This window comes from Yoonia maricola (assembly GCF_002797915.1).
Lineage (GTDB): Bacteria > Pseudomonadota > Alphaproteobacteria > Rhodobacterales > Rhodobacteraceae > Yoonia > Yoonia maricola.
The window spans coordinates 324,493-345,942 of record NZ_PGTY01000002.1 but is presented as its reverse complement, the minus strand read 5'-3'; the positions used below and the strand labels follow the sequence as shown (position 1 = coordinate 345,942).

Sequence of the window (21,450 nt, the reverse complement as noted above, 5' to 3'; positions counted from 1 at the left end):
AACATCGGATGCCCCTTCGGGCAAATGTCATGCCAACAGATCAAGCGCTGAAGATCTGCGGCGTAATAATGCGCGCCTGTGTCCAGGCCTTTGCGAATGGACCCTTTTCCGGCAGTTCCATCCGGCGCGCCGCAGACAGCACCCACGTCAGGATGCACAGCGGCAGCGTGGCCAGAAAGATCAGCCCAAAATAGGCGTAATACTCGCGTTTCGGAGGGGCAGTGCGCGCCCTTGTCATCGGTGCATCTGTGGTAAAATCAGTCATTTGCGTCCTCCATTAGATGTTTCGAGTGTTTCGACAGTTTCTAGAACAACCCGGTCGTTGCCGGCGTCGAGGGCCGCACGCTCGGCTGCATCACGCAGCGTCTTAGCGGCAGAAATCCGTGTCAGGATTGGGTGGGTCGCTACGATCTGATCAAGCTTGGCCTGCGCATCGGCATCCCAAGGGAAATCGCGGCGCAGTGGTGTCAGGGTGGCGTCGGTCGCATCCATATCGGTGCCCAGCGGCAAGATATGGAACAGCGCATCAAACAGGCCATTACAGACCTCTTGCAGCAGATAGGTCGCACCGGCGTAGCCCATAAACGGCGTGCCGGTCGCACGGCGGATCGCAGCACCGGGGAAACTGGCAGGGATGAATACCGGCGATGGGCCATGCCCCGCCTTCATCTCGGCCATATACATTTTCTCGTTGATGGAGCCCAAGACGATCAAAGGCCGCTTGCTATGCAACATGCTGCGCACTTCGTCATTATTGGTCTTCTTGCCGCGGCAACGGGCCACTGCAAAAGCACAAGGAAAGCCCAGATCACCCTCAAGGTAGTGCCGGACACCACGGGCGTAGGTCTCGTTCGCAACAATCGCGAACTCAGCGGTGGCAAAGAAGTCTTGCGTGACCGACCGCCACAAATCCCAAACGGGTTTGATGGTGGAATGCTTCTCTTGCTCAATGAATGGTTCAGGGTCGAGGCCCGTCAACTCACCCAGCTTGCGCAGGAATTTTGTCGTTGAATCAATACCAAATGGCGCTTGCAAATATGGCTTACCCAGCACCTCACAAAGGCCCCGGCCAAACTCGCGGTACATCGTGACGTTCACATCGGCATTCACCAGATTGCGCATCTCGGCTACATGTGCGCCCAAGGGCATGACCATGTTGATCTCAGCCCCAATGCCTTCGACCAGACGCCGTATCTCAGCCAGATCAGATGGCATGTTGAACGCGCCATACATTGGCCCCAGAATGTTAACGCGGGGCTTGGCCCCCTCTTCGCGCTTCTTCTCAGGCGGCATACGGCCTTTGGTCATGCCAAATTCCGTGAAAATCCACGTCATCGCGCGGTCCGCACATTCCCACTGATCCTCATCGATGGTGCGCGGCAGGAAACGCTGAATATTGGTGCCTTGCGGTGTGACACCGCCGCCAATCATCTCGGCAATTGAGCCGGTGACAACAACAGCAGGCAAAGCAGGATCAAGCGTTTCCCAAGCCCGCTTCATCGCTTCCTCTGTGCCTTCACCCATCTCGCTCTCAGCAAGACCAGTCACCACAATTGGCAACTCATGCGGCGGCAAACCATCGGTGTAGTGAAGTACAGAGGTCACCGGCAGATTTTCGCAGCCAACCGGACCATCAATAACAACCTGTAAGCCCTTCACGGCACAGAAGGCATAGACTGCCCCCCAATATCCGCCCGCGCGATCATGATCAGTGACAAGCATCAGATCATCTCCTGCGCTTTGGCGGCGCGGGCCATTTTATCTAGCTTTTTCTGATGTGCGGCACGGAAGTCAGGGCGCAAATTCGGCGCACCTTCCCAGACACCCGCAGTGTCCTCATTGCCCACGCCTTCAAAGAACGCGCGCATCGTGTCCATCTTTTCCTTACCAGCAATCGCGGCATTCACGACCTGAGCCAGCGAGCCTGCACCCGCTGGCCCCATGAGTGGCCGTGCAGAAATAAGGTTGGTGAAATAGAGCGACGGAATGCCGTGCTCCTTGGCGTGCTGGACGACAGGCGTCGTGCCAATCGCCAGATCAGGCTTGATCGCGTCAACTGCGGCCAGGTCATCCTCAAGCGAGGCACGATAGACCACTTTCACGCCCTTCGCGGCCAGCCATTCGGCATCGGGCCGCGACCATTCGGTCTTGGGGCACGCCGTGCCGACATAAGGCACATCCGCGCCGCTTTCGATCAGCAGACGCGCAACCAAAAGCTCAGAGCCTTCATAGCCCGATAGCGTCACAGTCCCGCTAATCTGCGCGCCAGCCAAAGCACCTTTGATCGCCGGCAAGAAGGCATTCTGAGCTGCTGCGACCTGATCAGGCTTGACGTTGTACGCCTCACCAATTGCCGCCAGCCAATCGGCTGTACCGTCATGGCCGACCGGAGCAGAGCCAACAATCTTGCGGCCAGCGCCTTGGAACTCACGGATTGCAGAGGTGTAGAAGGGGTGGATCGCCGCCGCGACGCCGCAGTCCAATGCCGCATAAAGTTCACGCCACTCTCGTGTCGGAACAACCGGACCGGCGGCCAGACCCATGGGAGCCAGCATCGCGCCGATCATCATAGGATCAGCCGGGAACATCTCGCCCATCAGCGCAACAGCGGGGCGATCAGATTTGCCGCCAACGGGCGCCTGCACAGGACCAGCCGCAATCTCTTCACGGGCGTAGGCCAGCATCGCACCAGCAAGCACATCTTTTGCCTCAGCATGGGTCGGGATACCAAAACCGGGCACATCAATGCCCACGATCCGCACGCCGTTAATCTCTGTCGGCAGTAACCGCAGCGGCACACCAGATGCCGTCGGCACACAGAGGTTCGTCACGACAATTGCGTCATAGCGATCAGGGTCCGCCATATCGTGCACACTCTCGCGAATGTCCTCGAACAGCTTACCCGTCACCAGTGTTTCGGAATTGAACGGCACATAGCCAACTGACCGGCGCGCACCGTAGAAATGCGAAACAAACGTGAGGCCGTATACACAACAAGCCGAACCGGACAGAACCGTGGCCACGCGCTTCATCCGAAGGCCTACACGCAAAGACCCGAACGCAGGGCACATGCTCTGCGGTTGATCATGGGGGCCTTGCGGATAGTCCTTCGCATATTGGTCCAGGATGTCGGATTTACCCGCCGCACGGGCTGCCGCTTCCATTGACCCAGCGCTTGCCGTGCACCCGCCCTCTAGGGCAGTGGCTTGCGTACTAGAATCCAGTGTTTCAGAAGTCTCTTCACGCGCAACACCTTCGATGATCTGGACTTGTCCAGCATCATCATAGCCAACTTCATAGCCTTGGGTGCCTGCCTCATGCGTCATCATAGATGACCTCTAGGCTTTCTTTGGGCTTAGCATTTTTGCCGCGCATGTCGACGTCAGTGGCCGGGACCAACTGATAGTCGCCACCGGTATCCTTGGCATCGAACAGGCCCAGCAATCCGTCTTGATCCAGCGGCGTCGGACGCACAGGCGGGGCCACGCCCACTGCCTCGGCCAGACCTTCAAACATCGGGCCCCATTGGCTTTCGTTGGTGCCGACGATCTGATAGTTCGCGGATTTCTTTCTCAGGTCGTCGTCTTGTGGAATTGCAGCAAGGACTGGAATGTTAACTGCCTCGGCGAAAGCTTGGGCTTCTCCGGTCCCGTCGTCCTTGTTGATAACAAGCCCGGCCACCCCAACATTACCTCCAAGCTTGCGGAAGTATTCGACTGCTGAACAGACATTGTTAGCAACATATAAGGACTGCAGGTCATTGGATCCCACCAAAATCACTTTCTGCGCCATATCGCGCGCGATCGGCAGGCCGAAGCCGCCGCAAACCACGTCACCCAAAAAGTCGAGCAACACATAGTCAAAGTCCCAATCGTGGAACCCCAGTTTTTCAAGCAGTTCAAACCCGTGGATGATCCCACGGCCACCGCAGCCACGGCCCACTTCGGGGCCGCCAAGTTCCATTGCAAAAACACCGCCGCGCTTGAAGCAGACATCGCCGATGGCAACCTCTTCACCGGACAGTTTCTTCTTGGCTGATGTCTCGATAATCGTCGGGCAGGCCTTGCCGCCAAACAGCAGGCTGGTTGTGTCAGACTTGGGGTCGCAACCAATCAGCAGCACGCGCTTGCCCATCTCGGCCATCATATGGCTGAGGTTGGCCAGCGTGAATGATTTACCAATACCGCCCTTGCCATAGATCGCGATGATCTGGGTTTTTGAGGTCGGCTCACCCTGCGGCACTTCGAGGGTCGGCTCTTCATGCGCCTCATCCCGCAAACGCTGATCGAAATCCTTCAGGTTTGGTATTTCGTCTTTCATGCTGTTCCCCAATTCAAAATCATCTTCAGACACGCAGGATCGGTGAACGCGGTCTTATAAGCGCCGCTGGCGAGCTCGGCGGGTTGTTGGTGAGTGATCAAATCGGCCAGTTCCAATGTGCCCGCCTCAACCAAGGCTTTGGTTGCGGTCATGTCATCAGCCGCCCATTCGGCGCTGATGCGGAACCGGGCCTCTTTCATGAAAGCGGGCGGAAAGGCGAATTGCAGCGGCGCAGAATAGAAACCGGCCAAAACAATCTCGCCACCCTTGGCAATGCGGCCGATCCAGTCGTTCAGCAGATCACCGCGACCAGATGCGTCGTAAACTGATTTGTAGTCGCGACGCGCGTCCAACTCAGGCGTTGTCACCTGATAGCCATCAGCGCCATCCATGCGCAGCGGATCGACCTCCCAAACGGTGGGCGCAGGCGCGCCCGAGGCGACAGTCAACCGCGCCAGAAGGCGGCCTAGAACACCGTGGCCAATGATCAGATCAGGCACGGCCTTGTTCGGCCCAGCCATCGCATGACGGGCTGTGGCGGCAAGTGCGAGCAAGGCACCAGCGGCACCCAACCCACGATCGATGCGCGTGACGCGCGCGGCGTTAGTCACAATCGTTTGGGCCGCAGCCCCAAACAGACCATAGGCCCCTTCGTAGCAGCTGGCACCCGGCACAAAGACATGCTCGCCCACGCGGTAACCACTGTCAGCGCCAGCTTCGATCACTTCGCCGGCGGCCTCATATCCGGGGATCAGAGGATAGCCCATGCCGGGAAACGGGGGCATCTCGCCCGTCCAAAACAGCTTTTCGGTGCCAGTAGAAATGCCGGAATGCCTGATAGCGACGACGATATCGTCAGCCGCAGGCGGAACGATTCCCACCTTATCAAGCGCCAGCTTTCCTGGGGCTGATAGGATAACGGCCTTTGTTTCCAACGTTTCCTCCTCTGCCAGACAGATCATCAGCGCATTAACTGCGACACTCTGTCTCGCCTTAGTTTAGCCTCACTTGCCGTAGTGTCAATTATTTTAGACATCTAATGTGTCAACTTTGTCTTACACCTTCAACAACGGCGGTGATGAATGAGCGACGGGATTTTGGTGTTTGGATGTGCCCAAAACCAGCCTGCGCCAACAGTGCAGCAATCTGGACCTGTGACCGCGCGCACCCCGTGCGCATCGCCATGCAGTAAAGCGCGAAATAGGCGTCGCCGGCCCTTTGCGGGGCATCGCCGCCAGTCATTGGCTCCGAAATCAGGACCCGCCCCCCAATAGGCAGGGCGTCATGGACGGATCTGAGCAAGGCGATCACCGTCTCATCGGCGTGGTCATAAAGAACCCGGACTAAACTGACGATATCAGCCCCTTGCGGAAGCGGATCGTCACGAAATGATCCCGGTACAATCCGGGTGCGTTCAGTCAGGTTGGCATTCTTAAAACGCGTGGCAGCAGCGGGGGCCACCGCGGGCAGGTCAAACAGCGTCATCTGCAAATGCGGGTGTGCCGCACCAACAGCCGCCAAAAATGCCCCGGTCCCACCACCAATATCCAGGATATGACGGCTGTCTGACAGCTTGACCGCCGCCAGTGTGTCTTCCGCCACAAGCACCTGACTGTCGGCCATAAGTTGCGAATAGGTGGCCGTTGTCGTTGGATCAGTTGCGCCACCTGCGCCAAAGACATAGGGCCAAAATGCGGCCAGTTCGGTATCAACATCCCCCCGAAAGAAGGCAACAGGATCAGCAAGGTCGCGGTAAAGCACATAGTGGTGCGCGATCATCCCCGGCAGCCCCGGCACGCCCGCCAATGCGGCGCCTCTGGTGGTCAGCGCAAAACGCCCCGACCGGCGCTGCTTGATCAGTTGCAAAGAGGTCGCAGCGGCCAGCAAGACCTGCAAGCGCTCTTGCGGAATATCGACCTCAAGGGCCAGCGCATCAGCGCTCAACTCACGCTCCAACAACAGTTGCGGTATCTGCAGCCGTACAACAGCCTGCAAGATCTGACTGTGGCAAAACCCGGCGACAAGATCGAACATCGCCTCGCCTTCGGACCGAACCAAGCGCCGCGTCAGCGGGAAACGCGCCGCCCAGGCCTGAAACCCCTGCGAGGCCACAAGGCGGGTCAGATAACCAGATCGCTTCGCAGCCCCACGCGGCAGCGCGGGTTTGGGCAAGGGGATGTCAATGTCTTTCATTATTCGCCCGGAACAGTGGGCCTGTCGCGCACGCCTGCTGGCACCAGTTTATCGGCGTAAGCACGCACCATCTGCGCCAAAGCGGCCTCACCCGGACACGCCGGGATCGACGAAATCGCCCCTCCCAGAATGTCGTCAAAGCGCTGGATCGCTCCCTTCACCCCATATGCGGCGACCGCATTAGGGCGGCCATGCAGATCATCCTGACCGGCGGGTTTGCCCAAGGTTTCCTCATCACACAGTGCATCGCGCAGATCGTCAGCGACCTGAAAGGCCTCACCAATACGCGCGCCCAGCTCTTCCCATGGCTCTGCTTCCTGACCAGCGGCAACCGCACCCATCTGGGTGGCCGCAATAAAGAGCGCCCCGGTCTTGGCCTGATGGTAGGCAGAGAGATCAATCTCATCTTCGCTCTCCCAACCTTGACCCGCGCAAATCCCAAAGGGCATGCCCGTCCGCGTGCCAAGGATATCAATCAGGCGCAGCGCCCGGTCCGGCGTGTCAGCCGCAGCGCGCGCCAGTATCTGAAAACCCATGATGATCAGGCTGTCGCCTGTCAGCACCGCCAAAGGCTCGGAATAGGCATGATGCAACGCGGGCTTGCCGCGCCGCAAATCAGCATCATCAAAGCAAGGCAGGTCATCATGCACAAGGCTGGCGCAGTGGATCACTTCCAATGCAACGGCGGCGGCATTCGTCAGCGCAGGGCGATCATCACCGCACGCCATCGCGACAGACGTCAGGATTGTAGGTCTAATCCGCGCGCCGCCGGGGGTAACGGCATATTCCAACGCAGCCGCAAGCTTGACCGGGGCCACGCCGCCCTGACCGCTGGCAATCGCCTGAGCCATGGTCGCGTCAATACGCTCTGAGATTCTCATCCGCGTCTCCTTTGCAATCTATAGTGTCTATTTTAGTTTACATATGTCAATGTAAATCAAAGGTAACTGGCGACTCACAAGCGTATGAAAGCGGATTCACCCAAAATCACTGTGATTGGCGCCGGGATCGGTGGGCTGGCAGCGGCATTGCGCCTCAGCCATCAAGGGTGCGACGTCACGGTGCTGGATATGCACAGCGCACCGGGGGGCAAGATGCGCACGGTTGCGTCAGACGCGGGACCAGTGGATGCAGGACCAACAGTGCTGACGATGCGGCCGGTGTTTGAGGCGCTCTTTGCCGATGTGGACGAAACATTGGACGACCACCTGACCCTGCAACCACTCATCACGCTGGCGCGGCACTACTGGGATGATGGGGCAACGCTTGATCTGAATGCTGACCCCGCGACAAGTCTCGCCAATGTGACTGCAACTTTTGGCACAAAGGCCGGCCAGGAATTCGAAGCCTTCTCAGCACGCGCACAACGCCTGTTCAAAGCTTTTGATGCACCGATGATGCGGACCGCTGAACCGAACAAGATGGCAGTCACGAAAACGGTGTTGGCGCAGCCCAGCCTGATCCCCGATATGGCACCGCATCAAACAATGGCGGGGTTGCTGAAACGGTCTTTCAGCGATCCACGCCTCGCCCAGTTATTCGGACGCTACGCCACCTATGTCGGCGGCTCACCCTATGCCGCCCCGGCGATCCTATCGCTGATCTGGCAAGCAGAGGCGCAGGGCGTCTGGTCTGTCCAAGGCGGCATGCACCAACTGGCACAAACCATTGCAAGCTTGGCCAAGGCGCGGGGTGCAACCTTCCACTACAACACCCCCGTTACCCGCATCACCCGGCAAAACGGGCGGATCAGCGGGGTGCAGACAGACGCAGGCCACTTCCCCGCCGATATGGTCCTATTCAATGGCGATCCGCGTGCTTTGGAAGCTGGGTTGCTAGGAGAGGGTGGGAAGGCAGCTGTCAGCAAAAACCACGTGACACCGCGTAGCCTTTCGGCCTTTGTTCATGCCTTTGCGGCGGTTCCAAGCGGTGTTGATTTGGCGCATCATACGGTTTTTTTCGGCCACGATCCGAAGGCCGAATTCAATGCAATCGCCAAAGGCGAAATGCCAACCGACGCCACCCTTTATCTTTGCGCCCAAGACCATGGACAGGCTACCCCCGACGCATTGCAGCGGTTTGAGATCATCATGAACGGCCCGCCCATTCCACGCGACCCTGAAAAGGAAAAACCCCCATGTCAGACACAGATTTTCAAGCGGTTCCGCGACTTCGGCCTGACGTTCAGTCCAACACCGGGGCCGGACGCGCTGACCACGCCGCAGGGGTTCGACGCGCTGTTTCCGGCGAGCCTCGGTTCCCTTTACGGGCGGAGCCCGCACGGGCTGATGGCGGCCTTCAAACGCCCGACAGCACGGACGAAAGTACCGGGGCTGTACCTCTGCGGGGGCGGGGCACATCCGGGGGCGGGGGTCCCGATGGCGACGCTCTCAGGCCAGCACGCGGCCGCGGCGATCATGACGGACCATGCTTCCACCTTGACGTCCCGCCCAATGGCTATGCGTGGTGGTACGTTGACGGGATCAGCGACTGTGGGACGAAAGCAGTCTCCATCATAGGGTTTATCGGATCGGTCTTTTCACCATGGTATGCGTGGTCCGGGCGTAAGGACCCGGCAAATCACTGCTGTATCAATGTCGCGACCTACGGGCCGGGCGGGCGGTTCACCATGACGGACCGGGGGCGGGCAGCGCTGCGCACAACGCCAGATGTCTTTCAGGTGGGTCCCTCGGCAATGCACTGGACGGGTAACGAATTAATCATCGATATCAACGAAATCAGCAGCCCGCCCCTGATCAGCCGGGTTCGTGGCCAAATCACCGTCACGCCTCAGGCAATGACGTCAGTCGAACTGCCTCTGACACCGGATGGCGCGCATATCTGGCGGCCCTTCGCGCCGTCCTCTGACATCAAGGTCGATCTGGAAGCGAAGGGGTGGCAATGGTCGGGGCATGGTTACTTCGACAGCAACTTCGGCACGCGGTCGCTCGAAGAAGACTTCAGCTTCTGGACATGGGGACGCTACCCAACCAAGACCGGCGCGACTTGCATCTACGATGCGGTGCGGCGTGACGGAACAACCCTCGACACGGCGATTGCATTTGACGGTGCGGGCGGCGCCAAGATCGTTCAGGCCCCGCCGCGCAAGCGTTTCAAACGGTCGCTTTGGCAGGTGATGCGCGAAACACGAGCGGATCTGGGGGTGACGCCTAAACAGGTGCTGAACATGCTGGACGCGCCGTTCTACTCACGCTCCGCGGTCCAAACTCAGATCGATGGGGAAGTCGTGACAGGCGTGCACGAAGCGCTTGATCTGAACCGTTTCCGATCGCCGCTCATCAAACCGATGTTGGCTGTGAGGGTGCCAAGGCGGAAAGGGTGGAACGGTTAAGGGCCGCTTTGAGCCCACTTCGCCTAAATGCTGCGTTGAAGCAAATGTCCGCTCCAGCCGCCAAAGTTCTTGTGGCTTGGCGAATACTAATCCGAAGCCGCCTGTCCTCGTTCGTTACCCGCAACTCAACTCATGGAACTCTTTCCAAGACTATTTGTTTTTCAAGCAACGGAAATTTCGCCGCCATCCGTTAAACGATGAAACGAGCAACAGGAGAGAATTATGAAAGCCCTTTATGCGACAACCGTTTTGACACTTTTGGCCGCCAGTGCGGCGCAGGCACACGAATTGAATATCACGATCCAACTGGATCAGCGCTGCATCGTCTCGAACGGTATCCCTGACCACGAAGTTGGGACGTGGCGCGAAGGTGCGGTTGTCGAACCGCAGGATCATCTTTTTTGCGTTGATGCGACGCCCGAGGATACCGGCACCATCACGGACCAAGGGGTCTTTATTTCTGGCATGACCCTGACCGGGATCCCCCTGCGTCCGGGGACTGCCGAGTGGTATAATCCAGATGCCGACGCCGACGCGGAGCGCCCATGGACGCGCGACCGGTCATCGGGGTGGAACGTCGAAGGTGTGGGCGGCCTGATCATGGACGCACAAAACGCGCACGTTGATGGCGATGGCATGTATCACTACCATGGTATCCCCGAAGCGGTGATGAGCAATCTTGAAGGAACGCTGTTTGCCTATGCCGCAGATGGATTTGAAATTCGTTACGTCGGCGGCGACGTGCAATCGTCCTACCAACTTAAAGAGGGTGAGCGTGAAGGTGAAGGTGCCCCAGAGGGAGTGCATGACGGCACCTATGTGCAAGATTGGGAATACATCGAAGGATCTGGCACGCTGGATGAATGTAACGGGACAATGGTTGACGGTGAATATGTGTACTACGCCACCGACACCTTCCCGTTCTTCCCGCGTTGCTTCCGCGGCAACGTGACTGAGGCTGCATTGGGCGGTGGTGGTGGTGATCGTCCTGAACCACCTGTTGAAAACGACGGATGAGCGAAAGGGCCACAAGCCTATCGCACCTGGCGATGGCTGTATGATCGGCCAATAAGGTATCATGCGTTTTCTCAAGCCGGGACAGGTCCGCGACACTGCGTGGACCTGCACCGCTTATGGGCCGTTGGAATATGCGGCATTTAGAAAGCAGACCTCGATGCCATTATCGCTAGTGGCAGCTTTGTCCCACACAACCGACCTTCGCTCAGTCACCCAATGTAATAATCTCTCCACCCGCTGCCTGCGCGTCATCGGCGTCATGCGTCACCATCAAGACAGGTAATTGCCGCGCCTTGGCCCGGTCAAATACCATTTCGCGGACCTGCGCACGCAACGCCGCATCCAGCCGCGAAAAAGGCTCGTCCAACAGCAACCCGCAGGGCTCTGACAAGAGCATCCGCATGAGCGCCACCCGCGCCTTTTGCCCACCAGACAGCGTTGCCGGGTCGCGGTCTGAGAACCCATTCAGCCCCACCTCATCCAAGGCTTTCTCGATCTTGGTCGTGCGTGCGGCTGCGTTCCCGCCTGGCTGCAAGCCGAAGGCCAGATTTGCCCCGACAGACAAATGCGGAAACAATAGATCATCCTGAAACAGGATACCGACACGGCGCTGATGGGGTGCGGCATGCGTGATGTTGTGTCCGTCAAGCCAAACTTCGCCGGAAGCCGCAAATTCAGGCGCAAGGGTTCCGGTAATGAAGGCAAGCAATGTGGATTTCCCCACGCCCGATGGCCCCATGACCGTCAGCACTTCGCCCGGCGCAATCTCGTGGTTCACCGACAAGAGCGGTACGCCACCCTTGCTGATCGTCACATTGCGCAGAGCCAAACCCTTATCCATGTCGCAACCCTTTCCTGTTTCGCCAGACAACGGCCGGTATCAGCAATGCCAACGCAAATGGCACCAGCGCTGCACCGGACTGCATCAACCCGTAAACCCCAATGGCACGACGGTCCCCGCCAGAGGCAAGCGCGACCGCCTCGGTCGTCAATGTGGCCACGCGGCCCCCACCGATCAAAAGCGTTGCAAGGTATTGCCCAACAGACACAGCCAAACCAACCGCCAAAGCGGTCAGGATCGGACGCAGTAACATCGGCAATCGGACCCGCCAAAGCACGCCATCGGGACTGGCACGCAGCGCGGTCGCAATCGTGCCCATACGCGTGTCCCATGCGCGGAACGGATCAGCAAGAGAGAGAAACACATAGGGCAGTACGAACACCAAATGCGCCAGCATAACAGGGAGACGACCCACATCTGCGCCAAGGCTCAACATCAGCGTTTGCAAGCCCGGCAGAAAGGCCGTTTGAGGGATCAGTAGTGGTAAATAGAGCAACCAAACCGCCCGCTGGCTGAACGAAAGACCGAAGCGATACTCAGCCTCCAGACACCCAATTGTCAGGATCAGCGCCACCAATGCCACAGTGATTGCGATCAGAGCTGTTTCGCCCAGCGCGTCCAGCGTACCGGGGCCAAAGCGCAGCCAGTTACGCCATGTAAAGGCATCCGGCAAGGCGTCAGGAAAACCCCAGAACCCCGCAAAGGACCAGATCGCCAAAACGACCAGACCGAAAAGAACGCTCAACGCGCAAATCGCACCGGCCGTGAGGGCGCCAACGGCCGCAACACCATCGAACTTGCCCCGCGCACCCGACGCGATCCAGCGCGCGCCCAAGCGCCCCACAACATATTCACCAAACCGCCAGAACGCCAAGGCCCCGATGACCAGACCCAATTGTAACAGCGCCCCGGCGGCCGCTTCCAAGCGCATTGCAAGATCAGGGTCGGACATCCATTTGACGATCTGCACAGACAAAGGCGGGGGCGTGTTTGGCCCAAGGATCACGGCAACATCCACAACGGACATGGAGTAGGCCAGCACCACATAAATCGGGGGCCTGATCTGGGCATAGACACGCGGAAACACGGTTTTCAGCCACCCTGTCACGCGTCCATACCCCAATGCCTGTGAAATCGCGACGCTGCGCTGGGCGTCAGCCTGCCCAAGTGCTGCGAGGGTGATCAACAGCAAGAAGGGGACCTCTTTGACAATCAGACCCGCGGTCATTGTCAGACCCCATGTGTCTTGCACAATCAACAGATCAGGCGGGCGGTCCCACCCTGTAAAGGCGGGTGACAGCAAGCGGGAGACCCAGCCCGACGGCGCGATCAGGAAAGCCAGGCCAAAGGCCGCTGCCGCATGTGGCACAGATAACAACGGCGACAACAGCCGCTCCAACGCACGGAACGGTTTGGTTCCTGACCAGCCCGCAGTCACCAACATGACGATGGCAAGTGATATGCCCGTAGCCAGCAAGCCTGTTGAGATCGATAAGAACATGGCCCGCGGCAAGCCAGCCCAATCGAAGAGATCACGGAACGGATCAAGCGATGGTCCGGTGATGCCCGCTGCTGGCAAATGCCCAAAGGCCGGCATCACCGTGCCCCATAGGCCAGCAGCAACAGGGCCCAACATCGCGAGCAATGTCAGGATCGGCAAAATCGGAGGAAAGCGGCGACGTTTCATTTAAAACGCAGTCCCGGACGTGATCCGGGACTGCATAGCACCATTTCAGCCACGCTTACTCTGACACACCATATCGGTCCATCCAATCATCTGCGATCCTTGTCGCCCAGCTTGGATGCGGTTCAGCCTGTACCGTGCCCAGCTCAGCCGGTGACAATGTTGCAACGCCCAGTTCAAGCGCATCAAACAACGCGCGATCATCATCAGACAGGGCGTCCATATCCAATACTGTACCATATCCTAGGATCGCCGGGTCCTGTGCACGCGCTTGCGCTTCTGGTGACATCAGGAAATTGGCGACGACCATTGCACCAGCCTTGGAGCCAGAGTTGTAGGGGATCGCCACAAACGACGCGTTCCCGATTGTGCCCTTGTCCAAAACGAACGTGCGCACGGATGGCGGCAGTTCATTATTGGCGATGGCCGTCGAGGCAGCACCGGGGCTGAAGGAAATCGACAGATCAAGCTCACCATCCGCGATTAACGGGAACATCGCCGTGCCTGTTGCCGGGTAAGCTTTGCCTTCACGCCACAGGTTTGGTGTCAGTTGGTCAAGATAGGCCCAAAGCGGGGCTGTGACCTCGTCGTAGTTTTCGTCGGTCGCAGGGTCGGACAAAACGGCCGGGTCAGGCAAAATATCGACCAGCACCTGTTTTAGAAACGTTGTTCCCAGAAAATCCGGCGGCTGAGGATAGCTGAAACGACCGGGGTTGGCTTGTGTCCATTCCAGCAAAGCCTGCATCGATCCGAGGCTCTCAGGCATGTCGGCTGTGTTGTGGACAAAGACAACTTGCGCCATCGCCCATGGGCTTTCGAACCCTTCGGTGGGCACGGTGAAATCAGTCTGTACCGTTTTGCCATCCACATCGACGAATGCCCAGTTGGGCAGTTGTTCGGCATAGGGGCCAAACAGCAGATCCGCCTCTTTCATCGCGGCAAAGTTCGCACCGTTAATCCAGATCATGTCGATGGCACCATCGTCATCTTCGCCAGCCTGTTTTTCCGACAGCACCCGCGTAACGGCATCAGCCGTGTCGGTCAGCTTCACATGTTCCAACGTGACACCGTAATCTTCCATCACACGGCTTCCGACCCAAGCAAGGAACTCATTTGTCGTCGTGGACCCGCCCCATGCATTCCAGAATACAGTCTGGCCTTCGGCCTCTGCGGTGACCGCGTCCCAGTTGGCAGGATCAATGTCGGCAAGCGCAGGCACAGGGGCCAACAATGCGGCCAATACGGCAAGATGTTTCATAGGGGTGGTCCTTCAGTTCGTGTAGGTTTGTTTAGCGGCATAAATCCGCAGTGTGGCGGTCGCAAAACATAAGGTCCCGAAAACCCATGCCAGCGGGGAGAAATAAGAGGGGAGCAGACAAAGGATCACAAAGAACACGATCGTCTCGGTCCCTTCCAGAATGCCGTTGGAATAATAGAGCGACTTTTGACCCTGCGCATCGGTCTTATGTCCGTGTTTTTCAGCCAAGATCGCATAGCCCAGAAAGCTGGTGCCATTAAAGTAGAAGGACGCCAGCAGGAATGCCCCCGCGGCACCATTCGTCGTTGGGTCATAGATCACGAACGCCATTGGGATTGCGCCATAGAACAGGAAATCCACGGCAATATCCAAATAACCGCCAAAGTCTGTCTTCTGCGTTGCACGGGCTACAGCACCATCCAGACCATCAGCCACACGGCTGGCAAGCAGTGGGACAAGGGCAAGGGCAAACTGGCCAAACGCGATCAGCAAGGCTGCAATCAGACCAAGGCCAAGCCCGACCAAAGTTACCCCATCCGCCGTAAACCCACGCGCCGCCAAACCGCGACCGATCTGGTTCAGCGGTGGGTCGATCAATTGACGTGCGTGACGGTCGAGCATCTGGCCTCCTCCCAAGGTCTACTCCTTTTGAACGAAGCACCCTTCTGACGCAATCAACCTGACAGGAATGTGAGTGTCTGTAGCGTTCACCGAATGATGATCCGATGTGACTGGCTCAAGGCAGGCTTCTGCGGCAGCTTTGTGCGACGCGCGTTCGTTGGTACATTCCGTTTTGCGAAAGGTTTTTTCCATGAGATATTCCATTCCCTCTTTTGCCCGCCAGAGTGTCACCCTTATCTTGATCGTGACGTCCTTTCTGGCCAGCCATATGGCACAAGCCCAGAGTGCGACCCCGCTGCCCGACTATGTCGTTGCAGAGTTTGGCCAACCGCCCTTCGTTCCCGATGGTCCGATCTCGGAAAACCTGCAAGAAGCGGTGCGCATCGTCTTTGTCGACAGTCTGGAACAATCGCTTTGGGGGCCGGAACAAGAGACCGCGCTTTCCGAAATTGCGACGTCCGGCGATCCGAGGCTGGCATGGATCATCAGCGATATGATGCGGTTCACGTGGCGGCGCGAATTCGACACCGCACTAGCTGATGCCGCATCCGACCTGTTGGATATTGAATTGAAAACCCCGCAGCGCTGGGGCGAGGTGACCGATCACCTGATCGCATGGGACATCCCGTCATATCCCGGCTACCTTGATACAAAGCGCGCGATCTTTGCCCAGTTTGTACCGGGTTGGGAACGTATCTTTGTGCCCGGCGACATTGACTGGCGATTGGTGTCCTGGGGTGGCGTCCTGATTGATGACCGCCCCTACGACCAGACGGATGAAACCTGCAACTGCATCCCTGCAGCTGACAACCCCGACGTTATCGGCGCGCAAGAGGCCACATGGCTAGCTGATGACGCCATCGTCTTTGGGATCACGATCAATGGCCAATCCCGTGCCTATCCACGTCAGATCATGGAAGTGCGCGAAATGGTCAATGACACGCTCGGTGGCCGTGATCTGGGCATTCCCTATTGCACCCTGTGTGGCGCAGCACAGGCCTATTTCACTGATGATCTTCCTGCAGGTGTCGCACGGCCCGTCTTGCGCACATCGGGCCTGCTGATCCGGTCGAACAAGGTCATGTATGACATCAACACCTATTCAGTATTTGACACGTTTCTTGGCAAAGCCGTGACCGGGCCTTTGGCCGAGCGTGGCTTGCAACTTGAGCAAGCCACTGTTGTCACAACGGACTGGGGGACATGGAAGAACGCACATCCCGACACCACCGTGTTGATCGAAGACCTCGCCCTCGGTCGCAATTTCGATTTTCGCAATGGGCGCGATGCAAACGGACCGATCTTTCCAGTCGGTGATGTGGACCCACGCCTGCCCGTCCATGAAGATGTGATCGGCGTGGTGACAGCGTCGGGCGTTCCTGTTGCATTTCAACGCAGTGCCGCCATGCTTGCACTGCAGTCCGGGGCCAGCGTGACCTATGAAAATGTCCGTCTGCAATTGGACGCTGGCGGAATCAGGGCCTTAGGCACCGATGGGTCTGACCTTGGCAGCCACGAAGCCTTTTGGTTCGCATGGTCACAGTTCCACGAGGATACGGTGCTATGGAACGGTTGAAATTTACCCATCGCTCGCGATCCGCGGGCGTCCGCTCGCCTCGACCCGCAATGTGGCCTCGATAAACATCCTGCGGTTTTCTACCGTAATCTCGGATATGTCCCGGTCTACGGTGAACCGAATGTCGGTGACACCTGACGCGCGTACAAGGTTTTCCGCCTCGGTTCGCAGCGCTGCTTCAAGCCTGCCCAGCGCCTCATCCCGGTCCGCAAATGTCTGGGGGCCACCCGGCAGATGTACAGCAAATGTCCCCTCGCCGGCACTGGTGACAGTGCCGGTCGCCTGCATTCGTACCTGCCCGACAACAGCCCCAATCGCATTGGCTACGTCGCCATTTGCATGCAAAACCATCCGAGTCCCAAGCCGCGCACCAACCGCCCCGTAATAGGTCGCCGCAGATGCACCCAGCCCAATCACCGGCACCCCCAAAGACATCTGCATCCGCATGACACCCTGATGCCGATCCAACCCCGCCATGGTCAGCGGATGTTGGGCCAGCGTTGTGGGGTCAGCCCAGTCGCGATCATCCTCGGCAAACCCGGCCTGCAAGAGACATGCCACTGTCTGCGCGGTCAGTTGATCAATGATCTGTTTCGCCAGCGCCTCTGCGTTGCTTGCTACCGACGTCCCCGCCCCGGTCCGACGTCGGGCGAACAGGGTCAACGCTTTCCTGGCTGCAGCGCCATCCCAGGCATCCACCAGCCCAAGCACGTGCGACGCATCAGAGGGCGTCACACCCGCCATAAGCACAAGACCACGCCCCAGCAGACGGCCAAGCGCCGGGTTTTCCATGCGCGAGTGCACGGCTTGGCCCAGCCGCAGCGGTCCATCTGCCAACCTGCCCGCAACGACCTGTTCACGCGCGTCCAAACCGGCTGGCATCTCTGTCCAAAGTGGGATCACAAACTGGCCACCGTCCGATGCAGGAATATCCTGCGCCAGGGCCCGATCAAGGGCCGCATGCACCAGTTTGGGATGGTGATACGCCGCCAGCGAAACAGGCATCAACCGGCGCGGGCCAAGGCGCAACCTGCCTTCCAACCCATCCACCACATGCACTTCGCTATCACCGCCCAGACCGGTGGTGCGCATCGCCACGGCCTCAACCATTGTGCGAAAGGGACCAACGCGGGCACCCTGCGGGTCAATCTTGGGCCGCCCATCACGCAGCAGGCAGACATCCGTGGTTGTTCCGCCAATATCGCTGATCAGCGCATCGCTTTCTCCGGTGAGCCAACTGGCCCCGGCGATAGAGGCCGCAGGACCACTGAGGATCGTTTCAATCGGTTTTTCACGGGCCAGATCGGCTGAGACCAAAGCGCCATCACCGCGTACGATCATCAGGCGGGCGGTGACACCGATCTGCGTCAGATGATCCTCGCAAGCCGAGATTAACTGGTCCAGCATCCCGATCAGCCGGGCGTTCAGCACAGCGGTCAGCGCACGTTTCGGGCCGCCCAGCGCTTGGCTCAGGTCATGCGAACAACTGACAGGTTTGTCGGTCATTCGGCGGATCAGATCACGGGCCGCGGCTTCATGCGCAGGGTTGCGCGTCGCGAAGCTGGCCGCAACGGCAAAACCCGTAATCCCATCGTCGAGGTCTGCCAGCGCACGCGCCAACGCATCCAGATCAAGGGTCGCCACCTCGGATCCTGCGTGATTATGACCGCCCACCACACGGATCACCGTGTCACCACGCAGGGCCTCGGTGAGGCCGGCGCGGGTCAGGTCAGCGTCATCAAAGCCAATGGCAATCAGCGCAATACGCCCACCCTGACCTTCGACCAACGCATTGGTCGCCAATGTTGTGGAAAGGGACACCATCGCCACATCTGCACCTGCGACACCTGCCTTGGTAATGGCAGCATCAATCGCAGCCCCCACACCAATGGCAAGATCAGGACGCGAGGTCAGCGCTTTGGCTGATGCGACAACGCAGTCCCGCGCCTCATCTATGATCACCGCATCGGTATAGGTCCCGCCGGTATCAACACCCAAGAGGTAAGTCATTGAAGCGTCCCATTCTTTACCGCCGCGCAGATAAGCGCGACGATGGTCCAAAATGCAACGTCAATCCACCACAGTTCTGCCAAAACCTGTACTTATTGCACGCTCAACGTTGACGTTAACCACATGTTCACCCACGCTCTGCAACGCTGATTAGAATTTGGGGATCATCAGTGGGCGTGACAGCACCACACCGCCACAATTAAAAGCGGTGGTTTGACAAGGCAAGCCTCGCGAAGATGCATTTAATGCGAACGTACCACTCTATCCTGCCCCACTAAATTGAGTGTTCGGACGCAAGATACACTTTGTTGCACGGCTTACCCCGACTGCGGCCTGAAAATCACGTAACGACAGATCAGATAGCTAACAACAGCGGCGGTGCCTGCGATGACCAAAAACAGGCCCGTATCGATCATAAAGTTCCGTGTCACCAAACGACTTGTGATGGTCGAGACCATGACCAAACTGCCCAATTGCGTCACCCCATAGATCAAAAAACCCGCCCTGCCTGATTGATGACCCCGAAAGGCGAACTTCCTTTGCGCCAGAAAGGCGGCAGGGATACACAGCAGATAGACGATCACGCTTGTGGGCAGCGGCGGGGCATTCGCAAAACTGATCAGCGCCGCCGTGACAAGGGCATAGCCAAGACTGAAACTACCCCCGACAGCAAGGAAACGCACGAAGGCCCAAAGTTGGTTCAGCTTGCTCATTCACGCAGAACTTCAAACAGAATCTGGATGTCGTCATCAAGGGGAACAGGACGTAGCCAATCCGCGCTGCCGCCATTGGCAAGGGTGTCTGCAAAGTCACCCTCATAGTTGTAGCCGCGGCAGATCAAAAGATGTGTGGCTGGGGTTGCGCGAACATAGTCCGCCATTTCCGCACTCTCCATACGGAACGGTAAAATCCCGTTGGACATCGCGGCAGCACTGCGGTGATAGGGCGCCGATAGACCGTCGTGATGGGTTGCCCAAATCAATCCGGGACCAAAATTCAAATGGGTCAGGATCACACCGGGTGGTACGTCATTCAAGGCGGTCAAAGACGCCTGCTCAAGGCAATTTATACGCGACACCCTGGTCTCTGATGTATCTTGAACAAGAAGTGGGCCAAGCGGGCTCAGCGCCTGCACAGGCGTAACAATCATTGCAGCCACAGCAATCGCCAACAATCCTTGCGTCAAGTCGCGCTTCTCAAAGTAGCTATTCAGCAAACGCCATACAACGACACCGCCAATCACCGGGACAACAGAAGCCAGGATGATAACGGTACGCATCTGCACAAACACCATCAGTATGCCGACCGTACAAAAAATAAGAAGGATACCAAGCGCGTGATTTTGATCATCTTGTGGTCTCGGGGATATGCATGATGAGAGCCAAAGGATGCTACCGGCCAAAAAAGACACGATAACGGGCAGCATGAAGACCAGCGTCAACGTCAGGTGCGATTGTGCGTAGACAAACACCGGTTTTGCCTCGGTGATATCGTTTCTGATTGCCTCCTGAATGATCTCCGGCAAGGCACCATATGGTCCAGCCAAGCATCCCGAAAGTACAGGCCATGCAACCACAACGCCAATGCAGGTCAGCACAACAGCTGCACCCATCTGCATCCATGCATCTTTTAACCGACGATGGGCCAAGGTGGGCAAAACAGTCGCGACCACCGCAATAGCAACCAATGACAGTGTCTGAACACCCAATCGGTCGCAGGCCTGTTGCATCCACATTGCCGGCAACGTTTGACCGGTCCACAGGAGGATACTCCCAAAGCACAGAGTCGTACAAAAAGTGAACAGCAAGATACGTGTCTGGAGTGATGGCAAAAATATAGCACGCATAAAGATTGCCAACCCACCGCCCACAATGAAAGGTAGGGCTTCCAACCCTACAGCCAAAGAAAACGCCGCCGCGATGCCACCGACAACGCCCGCCCCAACCGGCCGACTCGGCCAGATCGCAGCGAAGGCCAGAAACACCATCATCAAGAGTTGAACATTATGATGATCAAGCTGGCCTGCCCTGGAATGCAAATCAGCGGTTAAAGGCCAGAGCGTCACGCACAACACCGCAAAACAGGCCGGAACACGCCCGAAAACACGTTGCGTCCCAAAAGCAACTGCAAGCACATGAATGATCATGATCAAAGTCGGCCAAAGCGTAGCGGCCACCATCTCGGCCACGTCCATTGGGAAGATTAACGAAAACGGAACAATCAGCGCCGCAATGCCAACATCAATATAGCGTGACCAATGCAGCGGCACACCTTCTGGCGGCAACAAGCGATACTGCGCAACGTCATACCAGCCTTGCCCTGCAACCCAATCGCGCACCGACAGCATGCGCATGACATCGTCATTGCCAAAACTGGCGAAACCTTGGCCAAGCTTCATCCCGTCAACACCAGCCTTCACAATGATAATAAGCATGGACAGCCAGACCACTCCCCGAAGGCCGTGCGCAAGCGAAAGACGTAATCCGGGGGTCTGGGTCATGAAGTGTGATAATCTCTAAATCGTTCAGTGAAGCGCTTAACATCCGTGCATAGTCGGCAACAATGTTTGAAATAGGGC

General features: G+C 58.0%; 18 protein-coding genes. 4 read left to right on the top strand and 14 right to left on the bottom strand.

Going from position 1 to position 21,450, the window contains the following annotated elements; translation table 11 throughout:
* Positions 1–40 precede the first annotated feature (40 nt).
* The 7 genes from pufQ to BC777_RS11875 form a co-directional block, all read right to left on the bottom strand.
* Entirely contained in the window at positions 41–265 is a 225-nt protein-coding gene (gene pufQ, locus BC777_RS11905) for a cytochrome PufQ (protein WP_100368400.1), read from the bottom strand.
* The gene (bchZ, locus tag BC777_RS11900) at positions 262–1,722 is read right to left on the bottom strand and encodes a chlorophyllide a reductase subunit Z (RefSeq protein WP_100368399.1); all 1,461 of its coding nucleotides are present in this window, start codon (positions 1,720–1,722) and stop codon (positions 262–264) included. The genes pufQ and bchZ overlap by 4 nt, the downstream gene beginning before the upstream one ends.
* Entirely contained in the window at positions 1,722–3,326 is a 1,605-nt protein-coding gene (gene bchY / locus BC777_RS11895; RefSeq protein ID WP_100368835.1) for a chlorophyllide a reductase subunit Y, read from the bottom strand. The genes bchZ and bchY overlap by 1 nt, the downstream gene beginning before the upstream one ends.
* Positions 3,316–4,320 carry a chlorophyllide a reductase iron protein subunit X gene (locus BC777_RS11890; protein ID WP_100368398.1) on the bottom strand — a complete coding sequence of 335 codons (1,005 nt, stop codon included), beginning with the start codon at positions 4,318–4,320 and terminating at the stop codon, positions 3,316–3,318. The genes bchY and BC777_RS11890 overlap by 11 nt, the downstream gene beginning before the upstream one ends.
* Positions 4,317–5,255, bottom strand: coding sequence for a chlorophyll synthesis pathway protein BchC (gene bchC / locus BC777_RS11885; RefSeq protein ID WP_100368834.1), 939 nt, complete (start codon positions 5,253–5,255; stop codon positions 4,317–4,319). Before bchC ends, BC777_RS11890 begins: the two co-directional genes overlap by 4 nt.
* A gap of 109 nt (positions 5,256–5,364) precedes the next feature.
* Positions 5,365–6,513 (bottom strand): methyltransferase, encoded by a 1,149-nt coding sequence (locus BC777_RS11880; RefSeq protein WP_100368397.1) that lies wholly within the window; start codon positions 6,511–6,513, stop codon positions 5,365–5,367.
* Positions 6,513–7,394 carry a polyprenyl synthetase family protein gene (locus BC777_RS11875; RefSeq protein ID WP_100368396.1) on the bottom strand — a complete coding sequence of 294 codons (882 nt, stop codon included), beginning with the start codon at positions 7,392–7,394 and terminating at the stop codon, positions 6,513–6,515. The genes BC777_RS11880 and BC777_RS11875 overlap by 1 nt, the downstream gene beginning before the upstream one ends.
* 84 nt (positions 7,395–7,478) lie before the next feature.
* Between BC777_RS11875 and crtD the strand changes: the two genes are divergently transcribed.
* The 3 genes from crtD (at position 7,479) to BC777_RS11860 (ending at position 10,882) form a co-directional block, all read left to right on the top strand.
* Positions 7,479–9,032 carry a 1-hydroxycarotenoid 3,4-desaturase CrtD gene (gene crtD / locus BC777_RS11870; RefSeq protein WP_100368395.1) on the top strand — a complete coding sequence of 518 codons (1,554 nt, stop codon included), beginning with the start codon at positions 7,479–7,481 and terminating at the stop codon, positions 9,030–9,032.
* The gene (gene crtC / locus BC777_RS11865) at positions 8,996–9,865 is read left to right on the top strand and encodes a carotenoid 1,2-hydratase (protein WP_100368833.1); all 870 of its coding nucleotides are present in this window, start codon (positions 8,996–8,998) and stop codon (positions 9,863–9,865) included. The genes crtD and crtC overlap by 37 nt, the downstream gene beginning before the upstream one ends.
* 222 nt (positions 9,866–10,087) lie before the next feature.
* Positions 10,088–10,882: a YHYH protein gene (locus tag BC777_RS11860; RefSeq protein WP_100368394.1), complete on the top strand. Its 795-nt coding sequence runs from the start codon at positions 10,088–10,090 to the stop codon at positions 10,880–10,882.
* Positions 10,883–11,087: 205 nt separating this feature from the next.
* On the opposite strand, the gene BC777_RS11855 is transcribed toward BC777_RS11860, so the two are convergent.
* From BC777_RS11855 to BC777_RS11840, 4 genes are read right to left on the bottom strand one after another with little or no spacing between them, the layout of a single operon-like run.
* Positions 11,088–11,723, bottom strand: a complete 636-nt coding sequence (locus tag BC777_RS11855; RefSeq protein WP_100368393.1) for an ATP-binding cassette domain-containing protein — start codon at positions 11,721–11,723, stop codon at positions 11,088–11,090.
* Complete coding sequence (locus BC777_RS11850; protein WP_100368392.1) at positions 11,716–13,410, bottom strand: ABC transporter permease; 1,695 nt, start codon at positions 13,408–13,410, stop codon at positions 11,716–11,718. The genes BC777_RS11855 and BC777_RS11850 overlap by 8 nt, the downstream gene beginning before the upstream one ends.
* 55 nt (positions 13,411–13,465) lie before the next feature.
* Positions 13,466–14,665 carry an ABC transporter substrate-binding protein gene (locus tag BC777_RS11845; RefSeq protein WP_100368391.1) on the bottom strand — a complete coding sequence of 400 codons (1,200 nt, stop codon included), beginning with the start codon at positions 14,663–14,665 and terminating at the stop codon, positions 13,466–13,468.
* A 12-nt stretch (positions 14,666–14,677) separates the two neighbouring features.
* Positions 14,678–15,286, bottom strand: a complete 609-nt coding sequence (locus BC777_RS11840) for a CDP-alcohol phosphatidyltransferase family protein (RefSeq protein ID WP_100368390.1) — start codon at positions 15,284–15,286, stop codon at positions 14,678–14,680.
* 190 nt (positions 15,287–15,476) lie between these two features.
* On the opposite strand from BC777_RS11840, the gene BC777_RS11835 reads away from it, so the two are divergent.
* Positions 15,477–16,862 (top strand): DUF3179 domain-containing (seleno)protein, encoded by a 1,386-nt coding sequence (locus tag BC777_RS11835; protein ID WP_100368389.1) that lies wholly within the window; start codon positions 15,477–15,479, stop codon positions 16,860–16,862.
* Between the two features lie 3 nt (positions 16,863–16,865).
* Here BC777_RS11835 and BC777_RS11830 read toward each other — a convergent pair whose 3' ends face one another.
* The 3 genes from BC777_RS11830 to BC777_RS11820 all read right to left on the bottom strand — a co-directional run bounded on the left by BC777_RS11830 (position 16,866) and on the right by BC777_RS11820 (position 21,306).
* Complete coding sequence (locus tag BC777_RS11830) at positions 16,866–18,872, bottom strand: hydantoinase/oxoprolinase N-terminal domain-containing protein (RefSeq protein ID WP_100368388.1); 2,007 nt, start codon at positions 18,870–18,872, stop codon at positions 16,866–16,868.
* 317 nt (positions 18,873–19,189) lie between these two features.
* A complete protein-coding gene (locus BC777_RS11825) occupies positions 19,190–19,585 on the bottom strand; it encodes a GtrA family protein (RefSeq protein ID WP_100368387.1) in 396 nt (131 codons plus the stop codon).
* Positions 19,582–21,306, bottom strand: a complete 1,725-nt coding sequence (locus BC777_RS11820) for a hypothetical protein (protein ID WP_100368386.1) — start codon at positions 21,304–21,306, stop codon at positions 19,582–19,584. The genes BC777_RS11825 and BC777_RS11820 overlap by 4 nt, the downstream gene beginning before the upstream one ends.
* Between the last annotated feature and the right edge of the window lie 144 nt (positions 21,307–21,450).